This is a genomic window from uncultured Thiocystis sp. (assembly GCF_903866365.1).
GTDB lineage: Bacteria > Pseudomonadota > Gammaproteobacteria > Chromatiales > Chromatiaceae > Chromatium.
The window spans coordinates 1-21,008 of sequence record NZ_CAIPNF010000373.1; the positions used below are offsets into that span (position 1 = coordinate 1).

General features: G+C 57.3%; 12 protein-coding genes and 3 pseudogenes. 7 read left to right on the top strand and 8 right to left on the bottom strand.

The genetic code is table 11. From position 1 onward, the window contains the following. Positions 1-200 precede the first annotated feature (200 nt). A pseudogene (locus QZY07_RS20965) lies at positions 201-608 on the bottom strand (transposase); the annotation flags it as partial. Positions 609-761: 153 nt separating this feature from the next. On the opposite strand from QZY07_RS20965, the gene QZY07_RS20970 reads away from it, so the two are divergent. The 6 genes from QZY07_RS20970 (at position 762) to QZY07_RS20995 (ending at position 7,931) form a co-directional block, all read left to right on the top strand. Continuing rightward, positions 762-2,873 carry a methyltransferase domain-containing protein gene (locus QZY07_RS20970; RefSeq protein ID WP_295406927.1) on the top strand — a complete coding sequence of 704 codons (2,112 nt, stop codon included), beginning with the start codon at positions 762-764 and terminating at the stop codon, positions 2,871-2,873. Positions 2,874-2,915: 42 nt separating this feature from the next. Beyond that, on the top strand, positions 2,916-3,836 hold the full coding sequence (locus QZY07_RS20975) for a hypothetical protein (RefSeq protein ID WP_295406930.1): 921 nt from the start codon (positions 2,916-2,918) through the stop codon (positions 3,834-3,836). A gap of 104 nt (positions 3,837-3,940) precedes the next feature. Further along, positions 3,941-4,834 (top strand): DMT family transporter, encoded by an 894-nt coding sequence (locus QZY07_RS20980; RefSeq protein ID WP_295406933.1) that lies wholly within the window; start codon positions 3,941-3,943, stop codon positions 4,832-4,834. An 18-nt stretch (positions 4,835-4,852) separates the two neighbouring features. Further along, positions 4,853-5,911: a radical SAM protein gene (locus QZY07_RS20985; protein WP_295406936.1), complete on the top strand. Its 1,059-nt coding sequence runs from the start codon at positions 4,853-4,855 to the stop codon at positions 5,909-5,911. Between the two features lie 54 nt (positions 5,912-5,965). Further along, complete coding sequence (locus QZY07_RS20990; RefSeq protein ID WP_295406939.1) at positions 5,966-7,396, top strand: coproporphyrinogen-III oxidase family protein; 1,431 nt, start codon at positions 5,966-5,968, stop codon at positions 7,394-7,396. Position 7,397: 1 nt separating this feature from the next. Next, a complete protein-coding gene (locus QZY07_RS20995; protein WP_295406942.1) occupies positions 7,398-7,931 on the top strand; it encodes a hypothetical protein in 534 nt (177 codons plus the stop codon). 673 nt (positions 7,932-8,604) lie between these two features. Here QZY07_RS20995 and QZY07_RS21000 read toward each other — a convergent pair. From QZY07_RS21000 to QZY07_RS21030, 7 genes and pseudogenes are all read right to left on the bottom strand, one after another. Further along, positions 8,605-9,424, bottom strand: a pseudogene (locus QZY07_RS21000) (transposase); the annotation flags it as partial. Positions 9,425-9,615: 191 nt separating this feature from the next. Continuing rightward, a complete protein-coding gene (locus tag QZY07_RS21005) occupies positions 9,616-11,001 on the bottom strand; it encodes a hypothetical protein (RefSeq protein ID WP_295406945.1) in 1,386 nt (461 codons plus the stop codon). Positions 11,002-11,461: 460 nt separating this feature from the next. Continuing rightward, positions 11,462-13,519, bottom strand: a complete 2,058-nt coding sequence (locus QZY07_RS21010; protein ID WP_295406948.1) for a hypothetical protein — start codon at positions 13,517-13,519, stop codon at positions 11,462-11,464. After that, positions 13,520-14,506 carry a UDP-glucose 4-epimerase GalE gene (gene galE / locus QZY07_RS21015; RefSeq protein WP_295406951.1) on the bottom strand — a complete coding sequence of 329 codons (987 nt, stop codon included), beginning with the start codon at positions 14,504-14,506 and terminating at the stop codon, positions 13,520-13,522. After that, entirely contained in the window at positions 14,503-15,462 is a 960-nt protein-coding gene (locus QZY07_RS21020; RefSeq protein ID WP_295406954.1) for a UDP-glucuronic acid decarboxylase family protein, read from the bottom strand. The genes galE and QZY07_RS21020 overlap by 4 nt, the downstream gene beginning before the upstream one ends. A 25-nt stretch (positions 15,463-15,487) precedes the next feature. Then, entirely contained in the window at positions 15,488-17,611 is a 2,124-nt protein-coding gene (locus QZY07_RS21025) for an FkbM family methyltransferase (RefSeq protein ID WP_295406957.1), read from the bottom strand. 77 nt (positions 17,612-17,688) lie between these two features. Continuing rightward, on the bottom strand, positions 17,689-19,653 hold the full coding sequence (locus QZY07_RS21030; RefSeq protein ID WP_295406960.1) for a hypothetical protein: 1,965 nt from the start codon (positions 19,651-19,653) through the stop codon (positions 17,689-17,691). A gap of 573 nt (positions 19,654-20,226) precedes the next feature. Here QZY07_RS21030 and QZY07_RS21035 point away from each other — a divergent pair. After that, positions 20,227-20,574 (top strand): annotated as a pseudogene (locus QZY07_RS21035) (transposase); the annotation flags it as partial. Between the last annotated feature and the right edge of the window lie 434 nt (positions 20,575-21,008).

Genomic DNA, 21,008 nt, shown 5'->3' on the forward strand with positions numbered 1-21,008 from the left:
CTTATGGGTATTCATCCCGTCCGGAACCTTTCGACGACCCGTGACGGCTGCGTGAGCGCCAACATAGCCGACAAGCCTCAAGGGCTTGTCGGCTATGTTTGCGCTTATGGGTTGCAAACCCCGTCCCGCTAGGGAGGACTTGACCTCGAGGTTTCAATCCGTCCCCTTTCGGTCCCCTTTTAGCTCTTCTTATCCGCAGCCGAACGTGCCATCCGGTCGATGTCCTTGGTCGAGACGGCATTCTCCAGGCGCAAGAAGGTGGGGCACTGGCCAAGTCCATCGCCTGCTCCAAGGGACGGCGGTCCAACCCGAGCTTGAACAGCGGGTCGGTGCGCAGCGCATTGGCGTTGTTGCCATCTTCATACCCGCCACCGATCGGAAAGATCCGTTGGGCGATCAGGCCGGGCAAGGGGATGCGTGGTGTAGGACGGATGGCGTTGGTTAGCGATCGCCTGGGCAAGCCGCTCGGTCAGGCCGATCTGCTGATCAATGCCGCGTAGAATCAAGGGACCGAAGTCAGAAGACATCGTCCCGCCGTCGAAGTCGGTACGCACGGTCAGGGCGTCGACGGGAGGAAATCGCCGCTTCTCTGGGGTAGACTGGGACATGGGCGACCGCGTTTGGCTTCTCCGAAGCGTTCTTGGCGGAACACCAATTTTTATCAATTGGTTAAACGAGTGTCGCCCTTTTTTATGAATAATTCGGGTTAGAAAATGGCACTACCAAATTTTTCGCAACTATTTTATTCAACGAGTATACTTATGTTTCGCCTTATTGTTACTCTTATGTCAATCACGCTCATGATCCATCAGCCAGTTTCGGTGGCGGATCAACCTCAGGCCGAGTTCCGTCAATTGGAGCTTCCCCTTCCCGGAAAGCGCTCGATCGTTCGCCTCGCTCTGCCGGACACCGTCACGGACACGGGCCGCAGTATCGCCCAGACGCTCTACGACGGATTGGATAAGAAAGATAGATTTATCATAGCCGAAGTGGTTGAAAGACTCCAAGGCGCCATTGGTAAAGAGAACATTGGAGGGAGTTATTCAGCCCTGCATTGGCTGGCAAAATCCTGGTTGACCGCGAATACTCTCAAGCCATCCGATTCAGTGCAGATGGATAACCCGCTGGATCAGGCGTTTTACGATTATTTCCTTTCGAATGACGCGATTAACCTGAAAGAATATCTGCAACGGAAATACGCTGTCTCCGATTATGTGGTGCAGGATCCCGAAAATCCTCTGCATCCTGGAACGTTTCTGGAGGATTACCTGATCTTCAATAATCCGTCTCGCGAGACCTGGGACGCGACAAGTCGCGTCGTCGAGATCGTCAAGGGCCTCGATCCTCCAGTGCAGCGAATCATCGATGTCGGAGCGGGCTTCGGCTATTTCTCGCAGAAATTCGCCGAATCCTTGGGCGAGAACGCCGTCGTTTACGCCGTCGATACAGTGCAAACCTATGTCGATCATCTCCGTGCCACCATTGAAAAACACGGCATTAAACGGATCGTTCCAACGCTATCGACAACGACGGATGTCAGTGTTCAAGATGAAACGGATCTCGTCTTTATTTCATCTCTATACCATGTTCTTTATGCCTGGACTCAGCCAAAGCAACGAGACGATTTTATTGCCTCAGTTAAACGGTCTTTACGTGCGGATGGTTATCTGGTAATCCTCGATAACATCGATCAATCAGGGGCATCGGTGCACAATGTTTTTTTGAATCAGGAATTCGCGATCGCGCAACTCTATTTTTATGGGTTCGAACTGGTACGCAGCGAAACATTATCGCCCTATCGCTATCTCCTGGTGTTGCGCAAAGCGGCTAACGAAATCCCGAAGCCGCCCGTGTTCCAGGCGCCTGCCAGTCAATTATCGGTACGCGTCTCAAATGCCGATTCGCTCGTCCATATCGGAAGTCTGGATTCCTTCGATATCACGCCTTCTGGTATTGCCGCGGCGAGTCTGCTCCTGCATGCACTGAGTCAATCGGATCTGGAGTCGGCGCGTGCCGCGATCAACATCTATGAGAATCTGATCCCTACAGAAAATTTTGGCGGCGAATATTCGGCATTACTGTGGGTGGCGAAATACTTCGCGGGTTCTGATGAAGTCAAGCGTGCAATGACGGAGGAACGTCTTGCGGCGGAATATCTTGCCTATCTGAGTGAGGATGATTTTGCCAAGCTGAAATTTTATCTGGTCAGGAAATATAGGCTCGAAGCTCCGGTCATCACGGCGGAAGAGGCGACAGATAAAAAAACGCGCGAGATCGGAATCGTCAGACGGACGACACTAGAGGATTTCATTCTCTTCAATAATCCGATGCGCGAGACCTGGGAGAAATCCTCCCGTATTCTGGAGGTACTGCCGCTGAGAAAAGGCGACACCATCGTCGATCTGGGCAGCGGTCCGGGCTATTTTACATTCAAATTCAGCGACATCGTGGGTCCGGATGGTGCCGTCTATGCGATGGATACCATGGATCAGCACATTGAGTATCTGCAAGGTCTTGCAACTAAATGGGGACTTAAGAACGTGCATGGGTCGGTTTCGTCCACCAGCGGTTTTGAATTGCCGGATGCCGGGACCGCCGATGTCGTCTTCATGTGCTCTCTCTACCACAATATTTATGCTGTTTCATCGCATGCGGAGAGAGAGGGGATGATCGAAAGTATCCGGAAAGCATTAAAGCCAGGAGGAAAGTTCGTGGTTGTCGATAACGGCCCTGTGGACGAACAGAATCTACCCTACCATGGGCCCTACATTCGACCTGAGCTCATTGAAGCGCAATTGTTGGCCTATGGGTTCAAATTGGAAAGCCTGGAACTGATCACGCCTCAGCGGTATCTAATGATCTTCACGCATTGAACGCGGTTCGATTTCCTGGACCGCTGACCGGAGAATGACTCCATGAAATTGCCTCAAACCTGCACGATCCTCAGTACCACTGCCTTGGTGGCATCCGGCCTGGCGATCCTGATGCACTTCGTAACAATCAATGGAACGGAGCAGGCGGCGTCCGCTGTGACGGCGGAGCAAGCGCCGATCAACGGGGCATCCCCCCTGCTTGCTGGGCAGGTTGCCGGGATAGCCGAACCCTCTGTAGCCGTCGGCGCCGAGAATCGCCTGGAAGAGCAGAGCAAGCGGATCGTCGATCTCGAGAGCAAGATCGCTAGACTTGATGAGCGCTTGCGCGGATCTGGGCCGGCAGGAGGAGCGCCCGATGGCAGACCGCCTCCAGGCGCAGATCCGCGCATGCTGGCGCACATTGGCGAACAGTATGCGACCCGTGCGCGCTTTGAAGAAAAGCGGAAGAAGTTGAAGGATCGAGCGTCCCAGATGTATCAGCGCGATTTCGACAGCTATGGCTCCGCAGCCTATCGTGAACTATCCGAGCTTTATCAGCGCGCGCGACCACGCCGCGGCGCGCAGACTCAGGATCAGGTCGCGGATCGCGAGTCGGCACTCAAGACATTGCTAAAAGACTATCCGGAAGCCTGGTCAACCAGTGTGGCGGTTGCCGAGCAGGCATTGGATGAAGCCATCAACCGCAATACGAGCGGGGTTGAGGGCTATTATCAGTCGCTCGTCAATGCATCACCCTATCCGGAGATCGTGACCGAACAGGGCATCAATGCCATCCCGACCCTGCAGACGTACCTGGCCCGTCAATATGTGGAAGAAGGGCGAATAGATGATGCGGCGGCGATGCTCGACATCCTGAGCGCGCAAGGTGACAGCGTCATTTTGGAACCGGATGAAATGGGTCAGCCGACAGCGCGTTCCGCCGAGGACATCGTGCTGGAACTGCGTGAACAGATTCTCCGCTGACGGGTTTTCCAGCACATCTATGAATCCTGATGGTTTCTACGTAGAGAGGGTGTTTCCACAATGCCCGATTGGGTTTGACGAGCACCTGAGAAGGGGCGATCTACGTGGCATTTGAATTGGTCGGCATGCTGGCTGCGCTGGGTTCGGCGGCCACTTGGGCTATTGGCGCAATTCTTCTCAAGCCATTCGCAGAGCAACTTCCGGCCATGGGTCTGGCTTTTGCGAAAGGTGTTCTCGGTTTAGCAATCCTCGGTTCTGCGCTTTTGATCGTCGGTCCTCAAGCGATGTCCTGGCAAACATTCTGGATACTCTTCTTCAGCGGTGTGCTTGGGATCGGTGTCGCCGATACGCTCTTCTTCAAGGCATTAAGAGAACTCTCATCCCATTCAGTGGTTCAATTGATGCTGCTTGGCCAGGTCGCGACCATCGCGATGGCGGTTTTTTTTCTTGGGGAGGTCCTGGCCTGGACAGAATGGGTCGGTATCTTTCTGGTGATGCTGGGCGTCACTGTCGTACTCACCGGACCTGCTGAAGGACATGCGCCGGCAGCCAGTCCAAGAGGCATCATCTTCGGACTGATATCGGTCCTCGCGATGGCTGTGTCGATTACGATCGCAAAGGATGCGCTCGGCGGTTTGGATACACTGACCGCAACGCTCATTCGAATTGCGGGAGGTGTCATATCGCTGTTTCTGCTGGCGCCGGTGTTTTATCTTGGCAAGGGTAATTGGTTGACACCGCTTTTAAGCGATTGCGGGTTAGCTTTGAAATTCTGTGCTATCGCGGTGTTCGTAACCTTTGGTGGTTTCTTCCTATCCTTATTCGCAGTCAAGCATACCGATCTGGCGATCGCGAACACATTATTGTCTACGGAACCGCTGTTCGTACTCTTTATTATGGCGACCTTTTTCCGAGAGGTTCCCAATGCACGCCGTCTATTCGGAAGCTTGATCGGGGTCGCTGGTGTAGGTTTTATTTCAGGCAACATGCTTTTGTAGTCCTGTGAGGTATTCACGATGGCAACGATCGACAGCATTGAAGTCGATACTATTCATGCGATCATCTCGGATATAGAGAGCGGCGACTACGATAGTGAGACGGTTAAGCGGGCATTGCGTGTGCGTGGCATATCGCAGCAGCATTTGTTCGCGTCCGCGCGACAGGCGCGCCTGACGAGTTTTCCTGATGACCGCGCAGAAATACGCAGCGTCATTGAAATTTCAAATATTTGTAAGCAACGATGTAACTACTGCAATATCGGTTGTGATGAAACCAAGAAATACGTTATTCCAACAGCGGATCTGGTGGAGATTGCATCCTTTCTATACCGAGAGCGCAATCGTCGTGTCCTGCTGTTGCAGGCGGGCGAGAATCGGGATGCGCGGTTCGTCGATGGGGTGATTCGAGCCTGTTCGCTCATCAAGGACAGAATGCCGGATTTACAATTGATCGGCTGTATTGGCAACCTGAGTTTCGATCAGTATCGCGACTTGAAGAAGGCCGGCGTCGATCGTTATTTACTGAAGATCGAGGCGTCACGGCCATCCCTTTATGAGTCGGTGAAGCCCAATGATACCTGGATGGATCGTCACCGATGCCTTGAACAGCTGGCGGAACTGGAATTCAAGGTTGGGAGCGGGATCATCGTTGGACTTCCAGGTCAGACTGAAGAAGATCTGGTCGATGATCTGAATTTTCTATCGGGTCTATATCTGGACATGGTCAGCGCATCGGTATTCATCCCTGGGCTTAACACCGCTTATGAGCTGATGCCGACCGGGGATGTTGAAACCACGCTGAACTTTATGGCTCTGCTACGAATAAAGAATCCGGCTGCACTGATACCCACAACCAGTTCTCTGGAAAAACTGAAGGCTGACGGCCAATATCTCGGGCTGATGGCTGGCGCAAACACCGTGACCATTCACGATGGGACTCCTCAGGAACTGCAGCATCTTTTCCCGATCTATGATCAGAAACGTTTTCGGCCCAATGATCATCATCTTTGCGAGATCGTCGAACGTGCTGGCCTGCGTCTTATGGATCCATCTCCCGTTGAGTCGCGTCCAGAGTGATAAGTTATCAGCGAGGTGTGAGTGATGACCCAACAGACTGTTAGCGATAAAAGCATGCAGAAAACATCCTTGCAGGACACCATGGATAGCCGGGTCAAGGACTTTGAAGTGCTGCGAGAACTCGGCCTCATCGAAAAAACCGGTGATTTCTTCCCCTCTGTCCATTATCCGCCGATTACTATGTATCCCGAAGCGGAGGAGGAGGCGTTGCTCGGCGATTATGTGATCCCCGCAGATGGTTTGTTCGACATCTATCTGCATTTACCCTTTTGCGAGCAGCGGTGTCTCTTCTGTCATTATCCTGTGAAATTCGGGAAATTCGGTGACACCGTTTGTGGGGAAACGGAACAATATCTGGACGCACTTGAACGGGAAATGGATCTGTTCCGGAATCGGCTGGGCGTCGAAAAGTTTCAGGCACGCTCGATCCTCGTCGGTGGTGGAACGCCGACACTGCTTGCGCCTGTCCAGTTGCAGCGGATGCTGGAATCATTCAAGCGTCGGGTCGACTGTTCGCGCATGACTCAATTCAACTTTGACGTAGATCCAGGCACCCTGACCGATCAGCATGGCCAAGAGCGGCTCGCGATCATGCGGGATCATGGTGTCGAGCGATTGACGATCGGTGTCCAGTCACTGGACGATGAGATTCTGCGCAAGATGCATCGCCCGCATGATACGCAAACTGCGCTCAAGGCGATCGAGGTCTGTCAGGAACACGGTTTCCAGCTGAATATCGAGTTCATCTTTGGGTATCCCGGGCAGACCCTGCAGGCTTGGGAGGATCTGGTCGAACGGGCCTGCCGACTGGGTGTCGATGAGATTCAGCTCTATCGCCTGAAGATCGAGGCCTACGGCGATGCTCAGGGTCCGATTCAGAAAATCGCGTCACTGCGCCCACAGGAGATGCCATCGGTAGAGACGGCGATCCGCATGAAGCAGACGGCAATCGAGATACTCGGATCGCACGGCTATCTTGAGAACCTGAGGCGTGTCTTCTCGAAAGATCCGGACAAGTACTCGCACTATGCACACAACCAGTGCTGCATGCAGTATGATCAGCTCGGATTCGGGCTGACCGCCTTCAGCAGTCTGCGCGACCGTTTCCTGTTGAATACGCAATCCTTCGAAGATTACTATCGTCGAATCGAGGAGGGCCGGTTGCCCGTCAACCGTGGGCTCAAGCGCAATGACGAGGAACAGAGGCGCTGGGCGCTTGTGCTGCCACTGAAGAATCGGGATGTAGACAAGCGACAGTACAAGCATCTAGCCGGGGTGGACTTCTCTGATGCTTTCCCGCAATTGTGGAATCGACTGGAGTCGTATGGACTGGTGGCCGATAAGGGTGAATTCGCCGGCTTGACGGCGAAAGGTGCTTTTTTCGCGGATGAAGTCTGTCATCAGTTTCACGCAGAGCAGTTTATTCCGTTCAAAAAAGACGAATATGCCGATGGGCCGCTCAATCCTTATCGATCGTTTATTTGATATGAAACGCTATGCACTGCTCGTGATCGTCATGATCGCCGGCATATCGGAGATTGGATGCGCCGAAGGTTCGCGGATGCGCCAGGGCGGACCGCCGCCAGCGGCCATCGAAGCCTGCGCCGCGCGGATGTTCCGCGAGGTCTGTTCATTCGTTGACGGACAGACTGAAATCGTCGGCAATTGCCAGGAAAGGGCAGGGCAGTGGGTCTGTGTCCCGGACAGACATCCACCAGACCGGCAACAGGGGCGCTCCGATGGTCATGATATCGGACCGCCACCAGGCAGTCCCGAAAGCCGCGGCGCCAGTGCGGTCTCAGGGGCCGTCGTGTCAGGGTCGGCAGCTTCCGCGCAGGGACTCTCGATGCGGCGCGCGCCAGTGCCGCCGCAAGAGGCTTTTGACGCATGCGCGGACAAGGTTTCCGGCACGGAGTGCCTGGTCATGACGCCGCGCGGAGACATTCCTGGTGCCTGTGCCTACAGCGATCAACGCCTCGCCTGCATCCCGAATAATCCGCCACCTGAACCGCGTCCATAAGCTGAATTTCCTTAGCGCCCAGGTGGTCCGTGCGGCGGAAAGATCAGTGGCAGAATTAAGGGGAGCGCGCCAAGCGGATTGGGTTCTGGCCGATGTCCGGGGCCATACTCCGGTCCGGGTTCGAAGCCAGGTCCCGGACCATAACCCGGTCCCGGACCATAACCCGGTCCCGGACCATAACCCGGTCCCGGACCCGGTCCCGGACCATAACCCGGTCCCGGACCATAACCCGGTCCTGGTCCATATCCGGGATCCGGTCTTCCTGGTCCATGATGTTGGCCGGGCGGACCACCCGCAGGATCCCATCCGCCTGGCCTACCAGGTCCTTGAGCCACAAGCATCTTCTGCATTTGTGTGATCGCCGAGTCCTGTTGCCCGATGCTCAGAATAGCCTCTGTACCCTGAGTTCCAAGGCCCATTAAGGGCATCGCGTTATGATCATCAGATTGGGCAACGACCGCGGCATGCCCCGCACCGCTAAAAAGGAACATCAGCGTAACGGCAATGGGATGTTTCATTTAGTCACCTATTTGGCTTGTAAGAACTGTTCAAATCTTTTCTCTAAACCGCGTCTAGCAGCCTGTCGGACTTAACGGGCCGTATCGCCTTTTGAGCGCCCCAGGGCGAACAATGGCATGATTTTGGTACAAGCGCTGTTTTTCAAGGTATGTTCCTATGACGGGCACAGCACGGCCATGCGTTTAAGATTCCACCCCAGGCACACCAGGGTCCATTCACCTTGGATGTTCTTCAGTCCGCGGGTGAGGAACTGACGAAAGCCCTTCACGGATTTGATGATCCCGAAGACCGGTTCGACGGTCTGCTTGCGCCGCGCAGACGCCGCCCGCCCGGCACCGGTCTTGAGCCGATGCACCCTGCGTTTGACCGGGCTCCCACGGGCGGCACCTCGCCCGTCTCACGGAAGCGCTCTGACCAATGGGGGTGATGTTCCTCGCGCTTGATGGCGATCCGCGGCGCGATCCCTGCGCCCTCGCAGAGGTTGACATGGTTCTCGCTGAAATCGCCGTTGTTAGCCGCGACTTCTTCGGGTTGGCTCAGCCCCTCGGGAAGCACCTGCCAGCGTTCAAGCATAGGCGCCACCGGCTCCTGATCGTTGGCGGCCTGGGTCACCTGCGCCACCATGACCAGCATCGACTCGGTCTCGACGACGGCCTGGGCGTGATCGTACCGCTCGAAGCCCCCGCCCACGACGTGCAGGATGCGCGATTCAGCATCTGTGGCGGCTGGCGTTGGCGTGAAGCTTGGTCCCGTCCAGGCTGACCCGTCCGAAGCGACTGAGTTGGTTCTCGCGGGCGACCTCCAGCACCTGGATGAACACCGCCTCGAATTCCGCCCAAAAACGCCGCCAAGATGTCGTGATCGGGGTGTTGATGGCAGGCGATGAAGCGAAAGGCCACCAAATCAAACGTGGCCAACGCGATCTGGCGACTGGAGTAGCAACCCGTCGCATCGCCATCGATCAACAGCGAGAGCATCTTTGTGTTTGGTTTGGGATTTCATCGACATCAGAGGAGACGCGGTTTTAAAATTTTATATCTTTAAATATCTTAATCCGCGCCAGCTCCGACAATGTTCGAGTCCGCAGGGCCCGATCCATTCCAAAAGCATCGCATGCCGCGCTGGGGCTGTTTCAACCATTGTAGACATTTATGCACCCGCTGTCTCATCTGCGTCGCTTGGTCACCCGATGGTAATGCATCCACATGCGCGCGCGTTTGTAAGCGCGACCGGCCAACAGGGCCGAGATCAGCATTGCCCGGTGCTGATGGCTAAGATCGGAGCGATGCCAGAGGCCAGATGCCCATTGCGTCTGTTTGATGAAGAGAATCACCGCCCGGCGGTCGCTTGCCGAGAAAAATCCGCGCACCATGCTTCGCTGCGAGGGAACGACCCGCTTGTCCACGAAGGCGCCAACACCGAAAACATCATTGTGATTGAGCGCGGCATAGGCCTCGGCGATCTGTCGATCAGGTCGCTCGATCAGGTTGCGCCAAAGATGACAGGCCTTCTCGCGCAACTCCCCGCTGCGAATCGCATGTGACTCGACATAGGGCGCCCAGTGTCGACAGGCGAAAAGGGCGCCATTCTGAAAATGTCCGACCACCTGCGCGTGACTGCTGTTCTCGATGGGGTAGGTCAGACGCCAGGCGCGCGGGTGACCATGCTCGAACCGATAGCCCATGACGCTTCCGAGCGGCGAATTGCAGAGCATTTCCATGGGGGAAACGGCATCGAGCAGATGGCTGAACAGCAGATCCCGATTCGCATTCGGGCCATAGGCGCGCTTGACGCCGTTGGGAGGCTGCGGATTGAGAAAGCGTTGCAGACCCAGGTAGTAGCCAATGAAGCGCTGCTGCGGCAGCATGATGGCGAGATTATCCTGGATGGTGCCACGCCAGCCGATATCGATGACCCCGATCGGCCCACACCCCCCCGTGAGGCCCTGCTCCCTGAAATAAGCCAGCGCGGCCTGGCGATCGGACCCGATCTTGTCCGACAGGATGCGAATGAAATCCGGATCCTGGAAGAGGCGATTGACCCGAGCGTCCTGCCAGGGTTGCACGATGGGTTCGTCGAGAGGAATGGCCTGTCGCGCGCAAACTGAATCAAGGACGGTCGGATCGAGCCCCAATGAGCGAGCGAGCGCGAAGATCGACTGGCTGTCGTAGAGACTCCAGAGCCGCATCATTTCCTCGATACTCGCGGCCCGCAGCGAGGGCGAGAAGGTGGCCAGCCGGCTCACCTCCAACAGGCTGGAACCGGGCAGACTCTGATTGGCCAGGCGAGCGCTCGGCAGAACCTCCTGGAACACCCGCTGAAAGAACTCGCCCTCACGGGTGAAGAAGTAGAGCCGATCGACCTCGTCGATGAGGCTCTGCTCGGCGATGAAGAGCGCATAACCGACGAACAGCGGCGCGGCGCCGACACCACGACGAAAGGCTAGGCCTTGCTTGGAGCCGAGTCCGGCAAGGGCCGTCGTCGCCAGGTCGAGCACCTCGCGTTCGATGTGGCGATAGAGTGATCGGCGATCTGGGAAAGAGGTCTTCAAGGTCTTAGGCGATTTCCGGAAATGTCCATGGCAAGGACCGCGCTTTCAAATAGACAGAATGAACAGGATTTCGCGCGATTTACAGAATCTTCATGGGCGACGGTCGTTCATCCTGTAAATCCTGGAACATCCTGTCAGCCCTGTCCATGAACGGGCGAATCACTGGCACAAGGTTTCCTGGCAATCATCCTAGGCGAGCCGCCTATATTCTCGGGAGCTGGATTTCATGTTTCGGCAAGACCCGAGCCCACCGCACCCCGTCGGATACGCCACCGCATGAGCGAGGAACCAATGCATGGCGCGCTCGGCGACTCAACTCCGAGCCAACGCCATATCACAAAACTTCCTCCTGTCCAACGCAAAGCCCAGGACTCTCCAGCCGCCAGCATCCAATAGCTCATTGACCGCCTGCACGACGCCGTACTCCACGTCCGAGAATGGATCCGGCATAGTACGCGAATCAGCCTCGGAGTATGGCGCGCGCAGCTCTGATCACTGGCACCGGGAGTCGCCTCTTTGCCCAGGAGATGATCGGGTAGGGTAAAAAATCGACAAATCCGCGCGGATGAATCATGTTCAGGATGGCGGACAACCTGAATAAATGCGATGACATCAGAACCTTGACCAGAGGACCGCTATTGATAATGCTAGCCTCAGGCCACCTTGTGATCTTTCCACGCTTGCTGCCAGCGCTTAGGTGATAGCGCAAAGCCTCGACCCCGCTAACTTCGGGCGCGAAGGGAAGCAGTTTGCCTGTTGGATCCGGGGAGTATGGAAAATGCCCGATTTCCCGCGCCAGGAGTTCGGTTGGCCGGCGAACCAGAAACTCCAGGCGACGGAAATAGTATGGCATCAGCGCCACGATGTCCTCCCGCGAAAACGATGTGATCGCCTTATCGACGAATCGATCGATTCCAACGCGGAATTCGGCAAGCCCCCAGTCCATGACCTCACGACCTTCATCGTTGAGAATCGGCAGGCAATCATCAGCCTGCTCTCGATAGCCCAGGGTGCTGCCATGGTCGGCGGCGGTGAAGCACTCGACGATTTCACGTAGCGCCGTGGGATCCCGCCAGAATGTGCCGGGCTGAAAGGCGAAGGCGTGTTTCAGATTGTCTTCGCGCGTTCCATTAGCGGAACCCTGCAAGCCCCAATAAAAGCCCATCAGACCGAAAGGCGTCCGCACGACGTCGCTCCGAAGGATTTCGTAAAGAGAATCCTGAATGGTCCCGCTCCATCCGATATCGACCAGGCAGGATCCCTCGCCATCGACGAGCCCCGCCTTGCCGAGGTATTTCAGAACGCGCTCCCGCTCCTGTGCGGTCAAATCAAGAATCAGCTTATTGAGCCGCGAATCGGACTTGAACAAAGCCCGCAGGCGGCGCTTGCTTCGATCGTTGAGAGGCGCCTCTTGCGGCAGATCGAAACCAGGGATTTTCTGGAGATACTCGATCACCAGATCGGGTTGCGCCGTGATGCGATGAGCGATGTCCTCGATCGTCATCTCCCGATGGGACACGAACACCCAATCCAGGAAGGCGTCGATATCCTGCGTCACGCACCGATGGCAGGCCAATCGCGAAACATGGAGATAACGCAGATCCAGGTCGTCCAGTCCCAGCTTGCTCGCGATATCCAGCAGAACCTGTCCATCCCGGGCGAGAAAATACACCTGGCGCCGGCCAGCCGCCCGCGCCTGCTCGGCGACCCATAGGACGAATGGAAGCAGCAAGGGCGCGGCGTAGAGCGCGCCAAGGCGCGAGCGATTCGACTCGAGCGTCAAACGGCACTCGCGAAACAGTCCGGCGGAAAGCTGCCAGCCAAGATCTCCTTCGTTGGCCTCGAACCACTCATCCTCGGTGAGATGGCAGGCGTCGAAGAGTGTCGCCTGGCATCCGCTCTCAAGCGCGCGTTGGATATCGCTATGCCGATTGTCGCCGATATGCTGAATCTCGGAGATAGCCACCCCCTCTTGCGCAGCCACATGGGCGTACAGGCGCCCGGACGCCTTGTTCAGCTTGATCTCGGAGGACAGATAGAGCGTGGCGCACTCAAGAATGCAGGGATCGATCCGATCCAGCAGGCGCTGGAGATCCTGCCTTCGCAAATACATGTCCGAAAGCAGGACGAGGCGATGGCCCTGTCGCGCGAGATCGCGAAATCTCCCGAGCATCTCGGGAACGCCAAAGAGAAAACGCCCTTCCGCCTCCAGTTCCATGTCCATCAAACGGTTCATGTCCGCCGCGTCAAGGGTGTGGCGGGCGGCGAGCCAACGATGGATATCCGCGAAATCGATCTCTTCCGGGAGATGAGTCACCTCGGACGGGGTCTGCGCGCGCGCCTCAAGGCGCGCGTTGTGCTCCGCCCACACCCGCTCCTCGGCGAAGTTCTCGATGAGCGCCGCCGGCAGCCCTCGGGGGTCGGCCTGCAATTGCCGCTGCACGGAGACGAAGACCCCGCGCGGCGTGCCGACGCGGCGCGTGATCAGGGTGTCGAAGACATCGAATGAATAGATCATCTATTGCTCGGTGTATCTGTTCGATTCCAGCCAGCGCCAGGCGTGCTCGATCGTTTCCGACAGATCCGGGTAGCGCGGCGTCCAGCCCAGCATGCGCCGCGCCTTGTCCGCGTCCGCGAAAAGCGTCGGCGGATCTCCCGGGCGCCGCTCGGCGAGTTCGATCGGAACCAGGCGCCCGGTAACCTGGCGAATGCGCTCAAGCACCTCGAACACCGAGGCGCCCTGCCCCGTTCCGAGATTGAAGGCGCCGCTCGCGCCGCCATGGCGCAGATAATCGAGACTCTTCAGGTGGGCGTCGGCGAGGTCGCTGACATGGATGTAATCGCGAATGCAACTCCCATCCGGCGTTGGGTAATCATTGCCGAAGACCTTAAGCATCGGCCCCGTCCCGCGCGCGGCCTGCATGGCGAGCGGGATGAGATGGGTCTCGGGGTCGTGGGCCTCGCCAATCTCGCCGTCCGGATCCGCTCCGGCGGCATTGAAATAGCGCAGGGCGATCCAGCGAAGGTCGTGCGCCGTCTCGAAATCGGCCAGCATGCGCTCGACCATGAGCTTGGAGGCGCCATAGGGGTTGATCGGGCGTTGAGGATGCTCTTCCGTGATTGGCGTCCGATCGGGAATGCCGTAAGTGGCGCAGGTGCTGGAGAAAATGATGTGCCGGACGCCATGATCGCGCAACGCCTCAAGCAGGCTCAGGGTTCCCGCCACATTGTTGCGGTAATAGCGACCCGGCTCCTGAATCGATTCGCCGACATAGGCGTAGGCGGCGAAATGAATGACCGCCTCGGGCCGATGTCGCTCGATGACCGCGTCCAGGAAGGCGCGGTCGGCGATATCGCCGACCTCCAGCGGACCCCATCGCACGGCCCAGGGGTGGCCATGGACCAGATTATCCAAGGCGATCGGCTGATGACCGGCCAAAGCCAATGCCTTGCAGGTCTGACTCCCGATATATCCCGCGCCGCCCGTCACCAACACCCGAGTCATGCCAGTCCCCGGCTCAGAAGCCCCTCGAAATAATCGATCGTCAGCCTCAAGCCCTGCTCCAGCGGCACCGTCGGACTCCAATCAAAATATTCCCGCGCCAGTGAAATGTTCGGCTGACGCTGCTTGGGATCGTCCTGAGGCAAAGGCTGGTAGACAAGCTCCGAGCGAGATCCGGTGAGACGGCGCACCGTTTCCGCCAACTCCAGCATGCTGAACTCGTCGGGATTGCCGAGATTGATCGGACCCGTGATCGTGTCGGGGCTATTCATGAGGCGCATGAAACCCTCGATCATGTCGTCCACATAGCAAAAGGAACGGGTCTGCAGGCCATCGCCATAGAGCGTGATGGGATCGTTCTTTAGCGCCTGTATAATGAAATTAGACACGACGCGGCCATCGTTCGGATGCATGCCGGGGCCATAGGTATTGAAGATCCGCGCGACCTTGATGCGCAGGGCATGCTGGCGATAGTAATCGAAGAACAGTGTCTCCGCGCAGCGCTTGCCTTCGTCATAGCAGGCCCTTGGGCCGATTGGGTTGACCCGGCCCCAATAGCCTTCCGGTTGGGGGTGGAACTCCGGATCGCCATAGACTTCGCTGGTCGACGCCTGAAAGATCTTGGCCTTGGTCCGCTTGGCCAGCCCCAGCATGTTGATGGCGCCGTGGACGCTGGTCTTGGTGGTTTGCACCGGATCGGACTGATAATGCACGGGCGACGCGGGGCAGGCGAGGTTATAGATCTCGTCCACCTCCAGATAGAGCGGAAAGGTAATGTCGTGACGCAGCAGCTCAAAATGCGGATGAGGAAGCAGATGGCTGATGTTGTCCTTGGTCGCCGTATAAAAATTGTCGACGCAGAGCACCTCGCAATCCTCGTTGACGAGGCGCTCGCACAGTCGGCTGCCAAGAAAGCCCGCGCCGCCCGTGACCAATACTCGTTTATGGAGTGTTTTCATTGTTGTTGCCTAGACGGATCAAGCATCATGCGACATCGCCAACGCCGAGAGCGGCGATGCGCGGATAACAGAGCATTACCATGTCCGACACCGGCGACTGCATGTCGAGACGTCGAAAGGCGAAGTAATAACCGGCGTTCAGTGACTCCAGCCACGGTTTAATCTCGAAGAAGTCTTTCGGGTGATGATAAACGCTGACGATCAACGCCGGACGATAGCGCATGATGGTTTCGCGCGCGCCCAGGAGCGCCTCCTTCTCCATGCCTTCGATATCCAGCTTCACAAGCACCGGCCGCAGATCATGACGCTCGACCAGTTTGTCGATGGTCGTGAACTCACCGGAAACGAGGTCGCCGCCTGCGTCGGTGTCCAGGCGGAAATCATTCAGCAGACTGGTTCCCTGGTCCGGAAAATCGGTTGCCCCATGGTGGCGCATCTGGAAACGGCCCTGGTGATCGTGCAAGCCCACCGGCTCCAGGAGAATGCGTTCGCTCAATCCGAAGCGGTCGACGTTGTCACGCATTCTTTGGAAGTTCACCGGGTCGGGCTCCAGGGCGAGCACCCGGCCGCGCGGACAGGCATCGGCGAATTGTACCGCCGAATCTCCGATGAAGGCGCCACCGTCGATCACATCACCGTCGGCGCGGATACGCGCCTGCACATCCCGCGGAAAGACGCTCAGTCCATAGAGATTGACGAAGACATCCGCCGACAGCCAGGGATACTCATCCAGGAATGGCTGATAACGGCTCGCCACCTTGGGCGCGGCCCTCGTGCCCTGCTGGAACCGCTCCTTGGGTTGCCACAACAGATCCTTATGGACCAGCACCTTGCCGTAGTCCCGGCACTCCGGTAAGTACTTGTCGTAAGCGCGATAAAAGAAGTCCACGAGATCTTGATCGTTCTCCGACAGATCCCGCTTCAAGGCCGTCAGTTTGCCAGGCATCGCCTCGTGCTGCTCGCGTAGATAGGACCGCCAGAACTCGACCCAATAGGTCGGTACGCTCTGGAAATTGCCCATGAGATCCGCGCAACGCGGATCCATGACGACCGGCGCCCCCCGCGCACCATTCCTGATCGGCAGCACCCAGGCCATGCCGGAAATCTGCGCACTGAGCGAGTGCACCGCCTGCTCCCAGCGCCGTCGCGCGGAAGACAGATAGCGACGCGCCACCAGCATCGACACGGTTGGATCGCGTCCGCCGACGCGATACAGCCGGGAGGCGAGAAGCCGGTGATAAAACGCCAGCGCTTCGGGTGCCAGGAGATGCGGACTCTCCCTGACGAAGCGCTCCTCGTCGCCGCTCCAACCATCGAGAATGCCCCTGTAGGCCGGCCAGCGGAAGCGCGGCTCGATGTCCCGCGTCCAGAAATACTGCAAATTCATCTTGTATTGCATGAAGTCCTGAAAGACCTCCTCGAACACCCCCCTTTCCCTGAAGAGCTTCTTGCCCTCCCTGAAGATGTAGAAGATGTCCAGGTGATGCTTTCCTCGATGCGACATGATCGAGCCGGTCCGGACGCGGTAGCGGTATAACTTCTGCGGCAGAATCACCACCTTGCTGGCCGCGAGCAGCACCTGCCAATGATAGATGTTGTCGTCGAACTGCAATCCGTCCGGAAATCGGAAATCATGCGCGCGAAGGAAGTCCATGTTAAAGAACTTGGACCAGGTGTAATGGTAATGCAGGATCTCAAGCTTCTGATCGAGCGTGGTCTTCGGTTCCAGGCTCCACTGGTCGAAATCGTAATACCAAGAATCGAACTCCCGCTCATCCTCGATCATGCTGTGATAGAAAACGATGAAATCCGCTTTTGTTCGCTCGCACTCCTGAACGAGACTCGAGATGGCGCCGGGAGTCAAAAGATCGTCCGAATCCACATGCATGAGATAGCGCCCGCGCACATGCTCCATCGCCGTGTTCCGTGTCGACGCTAAACCTTTGTTCGATTGATCGACGATGCGGATTCGGGGATCCCTGCTTGCGTATTCCGCTAGAATCCTGGGAGATTCATCCGTCGATCCGTCGTTGACGCAAATGATCTCCAGATCGGAGAAGTCCTGCGCGAGGATGGAGTCCAGACAGGCTCCGAGATAAGGGGCCACGTTATAGACAGGCAAGGCTACGCTTACGGTTGGAGAACCCATGAATAATCTACTCCACAGCGGGTGGAATCTCCGGTGAAACCGGGAGAGCGAATGGGGGACAAGGTCTTGATCAAGCGCTAACGGATCTCGGGCATTTCTCGTTTCACAGGGCTTACGCGCTTTGCTGATCCGGCGCTCCGCTGCCTGGTCCAACGACGCCCGGACGCATGGATATTCTTGATTTTATTGATGATGAGAAGCAGCGAGTGCTTGATGACGTACTTCGAGCCTTGAACGAAGGGATGCAGTTTCAGAATCGCTCGCGCGAGCGGCGAGCTGCGCACGAGTGTCGCCTCGTACCACTCCGTCATCAGACGCCGGTTTTCGTAGCGTTGCGAAAAAGCATAAGACAGCGCCTGCCGTACGCTGAAAGCCGGCGCGCTCTCGCGCAGTTTGAGGTCGCAGTGATCGCCCGAGTAGGGTACGGCACCCAGCGTCTCGGCGATCAAGGGCGTCGGCTTCATCATGAGGCTGAACAACGTGGGGACCACGGCCAGGAAATGCTGTGGGGCCAGCGGATAGTGCTCGGCGGTTCGCGCGTATTCGCTGGAAAACCATTCGGCCCCTGCGAGAAAGTCGCTGACGCCCCAGTCGTGCAGATGGTCACCGTCATCACGTAATCGGGGCACCGTGGTTCCATTGGCAAGCCGTTGGTACCCGATCGTCTGCCCATGATCCGCTTGCGCGAGCAACTCGGTATGCAGCGCCACGATGTTGTTGGTCGTATGATTCGGCAGAATGGCGTAAGCCGTCTTGCTATTGCGCCTGGTCGTGTATTTGGAATAGTGAAACAGGCCAAAGTAGAATCCATGAATCTCAATGTCTCGTTTGTGGGAAGCCGCAATCTTATAGAGTGAATCCTGACTGCCGCCCATCCAACCGATATCCACCGTCGCCACACGGGGATCATCGAAGAAGCCCTCCTGACGCAGGTAGGCGATGATTTCGTCGCGGTCCCGTGCGGCGTTTTGCAGAATGCGATCGCGGAGCGGCGGGATCTCGTCGAGCAGCTCCACAACCTCCATCGCGAGGTCTTCCGACATCGACGTATCCAGATCATTGAACCGCGCCTGCATCGGCTCCGGCAAGAAGGCGCGTAGCGCGTCACCCGTCATGTCCAGCCGCTCCGCCAGCATGGAGAGCGATAGGGCTGGAATACGCTCGGCCAGCCAGCGCTTCTCGCGGGGCGTGATCTCGAATACCGATGGCAGCCGAAAGGCGCGACGCGATCCGTAAAGGTAGCGTAGATCCAGACCCATCGGATTCACTTGGGCGATTGCCCGCGCGATGCGCAGGAATACCATGCCGTCCCGAGCGATGAAATAGAGCTTGGAAATCCCCCGCTCCCTGGCCTGGCGCAGAACATCCAAAATAAAGCCGTAAAACATGGGGCCGGCCAGACAGGCCCCGATAAGCGCGGGATTCGAGGCGTCGGGATGCATGAGCCGAAATGACCTGCTGACGCCCGCCAGCAGTTGGGCGAAGAGGTTGTCTTCCTCGAAATACCGCACCTCGATCTCGGATAGCCAGGTGGCTTGATAGAGTGAGCCGCGAATGCCCAGGGATCGTGCCGTCTTGATGTCGGTATGGATGTTCGAGCCACAGTGAGCCAACTGCTTGGGCTTGATTCCCTCCGAGCGCAGCAGATGAAGAAACAAGCCACCCGACGCCATGGACTTCCTGATAGTGGAGGACACATACAGGGGGCATTCGCGAAGGCGCGAATCGACCTCAGTCAAGAGGCGCCGAAGCGTTTTTTCCGGGAGATAGGTATCGCAAACAAGAACCACGCGCTCGCCTTCGTCGAGCAGCCGGTGGATTCTCCGAATCGTTTCCGGGACGCCGAATAGCAACTCGTTCTCGACTTCCAACTCGGCCTGCTTGATGCTCTCGATCACGGCCGCGGGGATCTCGGGAAAGCGAAGACCTATCTGAGCGTAGATCTCATCGAGCAGGATCGCTTCCTCATCGGACGCCTCGCGTGCGCAAGCATCTGCGGAGACACGAACCTCGAAGAATTCCTCGATGAATTGCAGCGGCACAGCCAGGTCATGTCGACTGCGAAGCTGGTGCTGCAGAGCGCAGAACAAACCGGCTGACGTTGCCGTCCGTCTTGTCAGAACTGCGTCGAAAACGCTGAATGAAAATACCTTTCCCCGGCTCATATTCCACATTGAATCCGTGTTTTCTGGTCGGTGTCGGTCGCTTTTGAGATGCGTCCCGAAACCCCTGTCGTTCAAGGTAACGCCGACCCTCCATGAGAACGCGCAAAGCAGTGGTGCGCCATGGAAACAGAGGGTTTCCAGCGTGCGATCATAACACTGATGTTAGAGCGGCCCGCAAACTGAGGTTACCTCGGTTTTTCGTCTTCCAAGGTGGTGTGCTCATGCTACCTGTTTTCCCCCCGGCTAAGCGTTAATCCAGTCTGTCAGAAACTGGACGGGCGAGGTGTACCCGAGGGTGGAATACAGCCACTTACGGTTGCATAGCCGTTTCCGGGGTCTCCACTTAGCCCGAATTATTCAGAAAAACGGGCGACGCTCGTTTAACAAATTGATAAATTGATGTTCCGCCAAGAACGCTTCGGAGAAGCCAAACGAAGTCGCACATGTCCCATGTCTACCCCAGGGTCTTTGCGATTTCCGCCCGTCGATGGCCTGATCGTGCGCGCCGACTTTGACGGCGGGGCGATGTCTTCTGACTTCGGCCCCTTGGTTCTGCGCGGCGTCGACCAGCAGAGCGGTCTGATCAAGCGGCTCGCCCCAGGCGATCGATGACCAGCGCCATCCGTCCTACATCACGCATCCCTGCGCGACCTGATCGCCCAGAGGACCTTTCCGATCGGCGGCGGCGATGAAGATGGCAACGAGCGGCGCACCGACCCGCTATCCAAGCTCGGATTGGACCGTCGTCCCTTGGAGCAGGTAACGGACTTGGCCAGTGCCCCGACCTTTTCGCGCCTGGTGAAAGCGCTGCTGCACCGTGTCACCGAGATCCTGTTCCTGACCCATTCGCCGGATCCGCTGACCACCTGTCCCCTGCGCCGAATCCGCCGCCTTAACCATCCTGCCCGTTCGGGCAGACGGTCACGGCATCATCCGGTACGCCCAGGCAGCCCTGCGCCAACCCTCATGGACCGCATCCGCATGCGTCGCCCACCTTCCTACCGACTGAAGTGCCCTGAAACCCGACCACAATCGTCGGTTTCTGGACCTGCCAGCTGATTTATGAAACATTCAGTCTAAATATCATTTCTAACCCGACCGCCGCCGCATGACTCATGCTTTTGTATTGGACACCCCTGATGTCTACTGACGCCAAACAATGCGAATCACCTCTTCTGAGCCAATTCCGTCACGGCTTGCGCCGCGAACACATCGACAATGCCCTGCGCGAC